This window comes from Nonomuraea sp. NPDC049637, from assembly GCF_040675235.1.
Lineage (GTDB): Bacteria > Actinomycetota > Actinomycetes > Streptosporangiales > Streptosporangiaceae > Nonomuraea.
In genome coordinates, this window is sequence record NZ_JBFAOM010000002.1 from 481,029 (window position 1) to 488,341 (window position 7,313).

Sequence of the window (7,313 nt, forward strand, 5' to 3'; positions counted from 1 at the left end):
GATGGAGCTCACCAAACTCACGCACGCCTGCGTACGCCTTGAGAAGAACGGCAAGGTCCTGGTCATCGATCCGGGCACCTTCTCGCAGGAGCCGGTGCTCGACGGGGTCGACGCGGTCCTGATCACCCATCAGCACTTCGACCACTTCGACATCGAGAAGCTGAAGGCCGCGCCCGCCGGGGTCGAGGTCTGGACGTGCGAGGGCGTCGCGGCCCAGCTGACCGACGTGCCGGTCAAGGTCCAGGTGGTCCGGCACGGCGACGACTTCGACGCGGCCGGTTTCCGGGTGAAGGCGTTCGGCGAGTGGCACAGCAAGAACCACCCCGATGCGCCCATCGTGCAGAATGTCGGGTTCATGCTCGACGACGAGGTGTTCTACCCCGGCGACGCGCTCACCCTGCCCGGCGTCGAGGTGCCCACCCTCCTCGCGCCGACCAACGCCCCCTGGATGAAGCTCAGCGAGATGGTCGAGTACCTGCGCACGCTGCGCCCGGCCCGCGCCTTCTCCACGCACGACGGCCTGCTCAACGACATCGGCCTGTCGCTGGTGGACACCTACCTGGAGCTGGAGTCGGACAAGCAGGGCGCCGACATGCGCCGGCTCAGGGTCGGCGAGTCGGTGACGCTCCCCTAGGCGGCCGAGACGATGGTGGCCGAGCCGATGACCGTGTCGCCGGAGTAGAGCACGGCCGCCTGGCCCGCCGCGACGCCGGTGGCCGGGCGGTCGAGGTCGATGCGCAGGCCGCCGCCCGCCTCCTCCTCGAAGCGGCAGCCGTAGACCTCGCCGTGGGCCCTGAGCTGCACGGTGAGGTCGTCGAGGCGGGACGGGCCGTTCCAGACCGGGCGCACGCAGGAGATCGAGGTGACCTCCAGCGCCGAGCGCGGGCCGACCGTGACCGTGTTGGAGACCGGCTCGATCGACAACACGTAGCGCGGCCTGCCGTCGGCGGCCGGACGGTCGATGCGCAGGCCCTTGCGCTGGCCGACCGTGAAGCCGTGGGCGCCCTGGTGGGTGCCCACCACCGCGCCCTCCTGGTCGACGATCGGGCCCTCCTCGGCGCCGAGCCGGCCGGCCAGGAAGCCGCGGGTGTCGCCGTCGGCGATGAAGCAGATGTCGTGGCTGTCGGGCTTGTCGGCGACGGTCAGGCCGCGCCGCGCGGCCTCCTCGCGCACCTCGGCCTTGGTGGAGCCGCCGAGCGGGAAGATCGCGTGGCTGAGCTGCTCACGGGTGAGCACCCCCAGCACGTACGACTGGTCCTTGCCCTGGTCGACGCTCCGGGACAGCACGCCGTCGGACAGCTTGGCGTGGTGGCCGGTGGCGACGGCGTCGAAGCCGAGGGCGAGCGCCCGGTCGAGCACCGCCTCGAACTTGATCTTCTCGTTGCAGCGCAGGCACGGGTTGGGTGTGCGGCCCGCGGCGTATTCGGCCACGAAGTCCTCCACCACGTCGCGCTGGAACCTCTCGGCCATGTCCCAGATGTAGAACGGGATGCCGATCACGTCCGCGGCCCGCCGCGCGTCGCGGGAGTCCTCGATCGTGCAGCAGCCCCGCGCGCCCGTGCGGTGGGATTGGGGGTTGGCCGACAGGGCCAGATGCACACCAGTGACGTCGTGACCGGCCTCGGCGATCCGGGCGGCGGCCACGGCGGAATCGACGCCGCCCGACATGGCGGCAAGCACACGCAGTCCCATGACCGTTCCAGCGTACTGTCCGGCGGGGAGTGCGCGGCCATCGGCTCCGTCTGGAAGGATTCAGCGCATGCGACTGTTCGGGCGCAAGGACGAAGAGGAAGAGGCCGGCCGGCCCGGCGACGGCGTGGCCGCGTTCTGGGCGTGGTGGCAGGAGGCCAGGCCGCGGCTCGACTCGCTGGTGGCGGCGGGCACGGCCGACGGCATCGAGGAGCTGGTCGCCCCCGCCGTGGCCGCGATCGACCCCGGCCTGGTCTGGGAGGTGGCGCCCGGCAGGAACGCCGCGCACGCCCTGGTGGTGACCGCGGCCGGCGACGCCGAGCTGCGCTCGCTCGCCCACCGCTGGGCCAGGGCCGCGCCGCCGGCCGACCTGCTGTGGGAGTTTCATCCGTCCCGGCAGGCCAACCCGCAGGCGCTGGAGCTGACGCTCGACGTGGGCGGGTTCGAGTTCGCGCTCGACAAGCTGGTCTTCGGGCTGCGCGTGCCGCGCAACCAGCCGCGCGTCGACGTGACCGCCCACCACCCGATCTTCGGCGAGCTCGACGAGGAGACCCGCCTGGAGGCGACGCTGCTCGCCCTCGACTGGCTGCTGGGCGAGGACGACGTCGCCAGGTGGGTGGGCGAGATCACACCCGCCACCTTCCAGCCGATCGACGCGGTCGCCGCCGTCCACCTGCCCGCCGTGGTCGCCGACCTGGCCTCGGGTCACCAGGGCGAGGAGTGGCTGCTGCTCGAAGGCCGGACCGGCGAGGGCGCGTCGCTGGTGGCCACCGCGCGCTTCCCGCTGCGGCCCGTCGACCACCCGCTGCTCGACCAGCACATCGAGATCACGCTTCCGTACGCCCACCGCGACGCCGACGGCCTGCCCGTCGGCGATTCGCTGAAGGCGTTGCGCGACTTCGAGGAGCGCCTGGCCGCCCGCCTGCTCAAACTGCGCGACGACGCCCTGCTGGCCGCGCACCTGAGCGCCGCCGGCCGGCGGGTCGTCCACGTCTACGCCGACCCGGCCTCCGACGCGGCGATCCACGCCAAGGAGCTGATCGTGAGCTGGGAGGAGGGCGAGCCGCGGGTCGACGTGGGCCACGACCCCGCCTGGGCCGCGGTCTCCCCCTTCCTCAGCTGAGCCCGGCCCTGCGGGCCCGCTCGACGGCCGCCGGCAGCACCTCGATCAGGCGGTCGACGTCGGCGGCGGTCGAGGTGTGGCCCAGGGTGAACCTGAGCGAGCCGCGTGCGGCCGCCGCGTCGGCGCCCATCGCGAGCAGCACGTGCGAGGGCTGCGCCACGCCCGCCGAGCAGGCCGAGCCGGTCGAGCACTCCACGCCCTTGGCGTCGAGCAGCATGAGCAGCGCGTCGCCCTCGCAGCCGGGGAAGGAGAAGTGGGCGTTGCCGGGCAGCCGGCCGGTCGGGTCGCCGTTGAGCACGACGTCGGGGACGGCCTGGCGGACGCGCTGGATGAGCTCGTCGCGCAGCGCCGTCAGGCGGCGGCCCAGGGCCTCCTGCTCCTTCACGGCGGTCCGCACGGCGGCGGCCAGGCCCGCGATGGCGGGCGCGTCGAGGGTGCCGGAGCGCACGTCGCGCTCCTGACCTCCGCCGTGCTGCACCGACACCGGGGTCAGCCCCCTGGTCAGCAGCAGCGCGCCCACGCCCATCGGGCCGCCGACCTTGTGGCCGGTCAGCGTGAGGGCGTCGGCGCCGGAGTCGGCGAAGGACACCGGGAGCTGCCCGATCGCCTGCACCGCGTCGGTGTGGAACGGGACGCCGTGGTCGTGGGCGACGGCCGCCAGCACGTGGACCGGCTGGACCGTGCCCACCTCGTTGTTGGCCCACATGACGCTGATCATGGCGACGTCGTCGGGGTCGCGCTCGATGGCGGCGCGCAGCGTGTCGGGATGCACCCGGCCGTACTCGTCGACGTCGAGCAGCTCCACCTCGGCGCCCTGGCTCTCGGCCAGCCACGCGGCCGGGTCGAGCGCGGCGTGGTGCTCGACGGAGCTGAGCAGGATGCGCCGCCGGGGCCTGCGCGCCCAGTAGAGGCCCTTGATGGCCAGGTTGTCGGCCTCGGTGCCGCCCGAGGTGAACACGACCTCGCTCGGCCGGGCCCCCAGGGCGTCGGCGATGCTCTCGCGGGACTCCTCGACGACCCTGCGCACCTGACGGCCCGCGGCGTGCAGCGAGGAGGCGTTGCCGACGCGTTTGAGTTGCTCCGTCATGGCCTCGATCGCTTCGGGCAGCATGGGCGTGGTCGCCGCATGATCAAGATAGGCCGACGGTCGTGTCACCAGATCAGGGTATCTCGTTTGCCACTGTACCGTCCGGACGGTACAGTTGAGGCATGCGAAGGGACGAGCTGTTGGACGCGGCGGAAGACCTCCTGTGCGACCAGGGGTCGGCCGCGCTGACGCTGTCCGCCGTGGCCGACCGGGCCGGAGTGAGCAAGGGCGGCCTTCTTTACCACTTCGGCACCAAAGAGGCCCTGATCAAGGGCATGGTCGAACGGCTGATCGAAGAGTTCGACGACCTGATGGCCGCGCAGCCGGACGGCACGTACACCGAGCGGTACCTCGGCGCCACGCTGATCGCCGTGCGCTCGGGGCGGCTGCGACGATGGGCGGTCGTGACGGGCGCGTCGGGGAACCTCTTCCTGCTCGCGCCGCTGCGTGAGGCGATGTCGCGATGGCACCGGGAGGGGTTGGGCGACGAGCCCGACCCGCTGGCCGCGCAGATCGTCCGCCTGGCCTGCGAGGGGTTGTGGGACGTGGCCAGCCATGACCCGCAGCTCAACTCGGAAGCGGACCTGCGCGCCCTCGAGGCCCGGCTGAGAGCGCTGCTCAAACCCGGCTGAACCGGCCGGCCCGCGTGTGTCGCGAGTCACCCTGGTCACGGGAATGTGCCGGGGTCACTCGTGGTTCAGGTGTCGGAGCTTCGATCACGAAGCTTCCGCGGTTCTCTGCTGTGTCGGCCGGAACGGATGGGAGGGCGGTCTCGCGATGACGATCCCGTGCTCCCACGACCCCTGTCCCGGGGGCCTCGCCCGTTTCCCGTCCGGACCGAGCGCCTCGGCGGCGCCCGCCGTCCCCGTCAGACGGGTCCGTACGGGCTGGGCAGGCCGGACGCGCAGGCCCCCGTCAGGCAGACGGTAGGCCGGAGGGCGCGGACGGCGGCCGGGCGGTGGAACCGACCGTCCTGACCGTCAGGGCCCGCCGCGGGGCCATGACGCGGGCGATGATCGAGCGCCCGGGTCGCTCACCAGGCAGCACGAGCCGCCCCAGACCGGCGCCGGCCGGCCACCCGCTCACCTACACCGACCACTCGCCGCCCTGAGCCGCGCCTCAACGCACCCCAGGGCCCCGAACCACCCCGTCCAACGGCCGAGGCCGGTCGACCAGACCTCGGCCCGCCGACGCCCCAGCAGGCCCATGGACCGCCCAAGTCGCTTTGTCCCCGCACAACCGGGCACTCGGGAGGCGGGCCGTGAGCCGGGGCGGCGGGCCGGACCGGTGCCGACCGGCGGTCTTTGTCCCTTCGAGTGTTCATCCCCCCAGATCTCCTGGGCGCCCCCACCAGGGGAGCGCCTGATTTGTGACGCAATAACGAGTTTGTGAGAGGTGTGCCTTATGACCCGCGACCTGAGGACGGCCCGCTACGGGGCGATCCTCACCTTCGTCCTCGGCGGCCTGATGGTGGGCACGATGACCGTGCGCATCCCCGCCCTGACCGACAAACTCGGCCTGTCCGAGTCCACGGTCGGCGCGGTGCTCCTCGCATGGGGCCTCGGGGCCCTCGTGACCATGCAGTCCATGCGACGGATCATGGCCCGCGCGGGCAGCAGGGCGGTTCTGCGGATCGGCGCCCCACTCACCGCGGTCGGCCTGCTGGCCGTCGCCTTCGCCCCAAACCTGCCCCTCCTGATCGTGGCCGCCACGTTCTTCGGCATGGCCTTCGGCACCGTGGACGTCGCCATGAACGCCCAGGGCTCCACCGTCGAGCAGGCGTACGGCCGGCCGCTGATGAACGGCATGCACGCCGGCTGGTGCGTGGGCGCCATCTCGGCGGGCGCGCTCGGCAGCCTGTCGATCGCCGCCGGCCTGTCGTTCACCGCCAACCTGGCGCTGGTCGCCCTGGTCTCGCTGCCGGTCGCGCTGCTGATCGGCCGTACGTACCTGCCGGAGACCCCGGCGACGGAGTCGGCGCGCACGGCCCGGCACCGCATGCCGGCGATCGTCTACCTGCTCGGCGCGATCATGTTCTTCGCCTTCATGGTCGAGGGCGTGGTCGCCGACTGGAACGGCCTGTACATGCGCAACGAGCTCGGCGCGCCGGAGGCGCTGGCCGCGCTCGGCTACCCGGTGTTCGAGGCCGGCATGCTGCTGGCCAGGCTCACCGGTGACCGGCTGCGCTCCCGGTTCGGGGTGCGCGGCATGCTGGGCGTGTCCGGCGTGGCCACGGCCGGGTTCTTCACGGTCGTGCTGATGGCGCCGGCGGCGCTGGTGGCGGTGCTGGCGATGTTCTTCGTCGGGCTCGGCGTGGCGACGATCGCGCCGCTGACGCTCTCCCTGGCGGGCACCGCGACCGACACACCCGGACCGGCCATCGCCCAGGCGGGCGCCATGGGCTACGCGGGCCTGCTGCTCGGCCCGGTGGTGATCGGCTTCCTGTCGGACGCCACCTCGCTGCGCGGCGCGCTCGGCATCGCGGTCCTCCTGGGCGTGCTGATCGCCGTGGCGTCGCGGTTCCTGCCCAGGCGGGAGGTGCCGGTGTTCGACGCCGTTCCCGTGCGGGAGCCGGTGAAGGTCGCCGCGTAGGACATTTGTCATGCCAAGCCTCGTACATCCGTCCATGTCCGATTCATGGAGGGCGTGCGAGGCTTAGGCGGTGTTCAAGCCATATGTCACCGCGGTCGTCCTCGTCGGCACGGCGGTTCCGAGTCTTCTGCAGTTCGCCGTCCCGGGGCTGGAGGCCGCGTGGATGCGCGATCCGGCCGCGATCTCCGGCGGCGAGTGGTGGCGGCTGGGGACGGCGCTCGTCGTCCAGGACGGCGGCGTGTTCGGCACCCTGTTCAACCTGGCGTTCCTCGCGGTGCTCGGCTACGTCGCCGAGCGCGCGCTCGGCCCCGGGCGCTGGCTCCTGCTGTACGTCTCGGGCGCGGTCGCGGGCGAGGCCGCCGGCTACCTCATGAACGACCCCGGCGCGGGCAACTCGGTCGCCCTCTGCGGCCTGGCCGGCGGCCTCGCCGTGGCCGCCGCCGGCCCCCTGGAACGCTCGCTGGGCGCGTTCTACGCGGTCCTCTCAGGGGCCTGGGCCTTGTCGGCGTCCGGCACGGCCGGCGTCGTGCTGATGGTCGTCCTGGCCGGAGCCGGCTTCCAGCTCGTGGCGCACCGCGACCGGGTCCCCGCCCCGCTGTTCCCCGCGGTCGCCGCGGTGGCCGCCGTCGTCCTGTGCGCGCTGCTGGACCTGCACGGCTTCGCCCTGCTGGCGGGCGTCCTCGCGGGATGGGCGCTGAAGGCGGCCGGCGCCCGGACCGCGCCCGCCGCGTCGGCCTGAGACGGCGGAGGCGGGGGGGGGGGGGCCGGGGGGGGGGCGGCCCGCCCCGCGGCGCGGGGGCGGCCCCGCCCCCGACCCACACA

General features: G+C 73.1%; 7 protein-coding genes. 5 read left to right on the forward strand and 2 right to left on the reverse strand.

Annotation, left to right across the window (positions count from 1 at the left end):
• Position 1 precedes the first annotated feature (1 nt).
• On the forward strand, positions 2 to 634 hold the full coding sequence (locus tag AB0J71_RS04720; protein WP_352318940.1) for an MBL fold metallo-hydrolase: 633 nt from the start codon (positions 2 to 4) through the stop codon (positions 632 to 634).
• Here the strand turns inward: AB0J71_RS04720 and mnmA are convergent.
• Entirely contained in the window at positions 631 to 1,692 is a 1,062-nt protein-coding gene (gene mnmA, locus AB0J71_RS04725) for a tRNA 2-thiouridine(34) synthase MnmA (protein ID WP_352318938.1), read from the reverse strand. The two genes, AB0J71_RS04720 and mnmA, sit on opposite strands and share 4 nt — an antisense overlap.
• A gap of 67 nt (positions 1,693 to 1,759) precedes the next feature.
• Between mnmA and AB0J71_RS04730 the strand changes: the two genes are divergently transcribed.
• Positions 1,760 to 2,812, forward strand: coding sequence for a DUF695 domain-containing protein (locus AB0J71_RS04730; protein ID WP_364412736.1), 1,053 nt, complete (start codon positions 1,760 to 1,762; stop codon positions 2,810 to 2,812).
• On the opposite strand, the gene AB0J71_RS04735 is transcribed toward AB0J71_RS04730, so the two are convergent.
• The gene (locus AB0J71_RS04735) at positions 2,805 to 3,968 is read right to left on the reverse strand and encodes a cysteine desulfurase family protein (RefSeq protein ID WP_352318935.1); all 1,164 of its coding nucleotides are present in this window, start codon (positions 3,966 to 3,968) and stop codon (positions 2,805 to 2,807) included. The two genes, AB0J71_RS04730 and AB0J71_RS04735, sit on opposite strands and share 8 nt — an antisense overlap.
• A 53-nt stretch (positions 3,969 to 4,021) precedes the next feature.
• Between AB0J71_RS04735 and AB0J71_RS04740 the strand changes: the two genes are divergently transcribed.
• From AB0J71_RS04740 to AB0J71_RS04750, 3 genes are all read left to right on the forward strand, one after another.
• Positions 4,022 to 4,531: a TetR/AcrR family transcriptional regulator gene (locus AB0J71_RS04740; protein ID WP_352318933.1), complete on the forward strand. Its 510-nt coding sequence runs from the start codon at positions 4,022 to 4,024 to the stop codon at positions 4,529 to 4,531.
• A gap of 772 nt (positions 4,532 to 5,303) precedes the next feature.
• On the forward strand, positions 5,304 to 6,491 hold the full coding sequence (locus AB0J71_RS04745; RefSeq protein WP_364412739.1) for an MFS transporter: 1,188 nt from the start codon (positions 5,304 to 5,306) through the stop codon (positions 6,489 to 6,491).
• A 70-nt stretch (positions 6,492 to 6,561) separates the two neighbouring features.
• Positions 6,562 to 7,230 carry a rhomboid family intramembrane serine protease gene (locus tag AB0J71_RS04750; RefSeq protein ID WP_364412742.1) on the forward strand — a complete coding sequence of 223 codons (669 nt, stop codon included), beginning with the start codon at positions 6,562 to 6,564 and terminating at the stop codon, positions 7,228 to 7,230.
• Positions 7,231 to 7,313 lie beyond the last annotated feature (83 nt).

Excerpts from the sequence above, each read along its gene's own strand:
- AB0J71_RS04730 (WP_364412736.1), top strand. The coding sequence starts at position 1,760 with ATGCGACTGTTCGGGCGCAAGGACGAAGAGGAAGAGGCCGGCCGGCCC.
- AB0J71_RS04745 (WP_364412739.1), top strand. The coding sequence starts at position 5,304 with ATGACCCGCGACCTGAGGACGGCCCGCTACGGGGCGATCCTCACCTTC.
- mnmA (WP_352318938.1), bottom strand. The coding sequence starts at position 1,692 with ATGGGACTGCGTGTGCTTGCCGCCATGTCGGGCGGCGTCGATTCCGCC.
- AB0J71_RS04740 (WP_352318933.1), top strand. The coding sequence starts at position 4,022 with ATGCGAAGGGACGAGCTGTTGGACGCGGCGGAAGACCTCCTGTGCGAC.
- AB0J71_RS04720 (WP_352318940.1), top strand. The coding sequence starts at position 2 with ATGGAGCTCACCAAACTCACGCACGCCTGCGTACGCCTTGAGAAGAAC.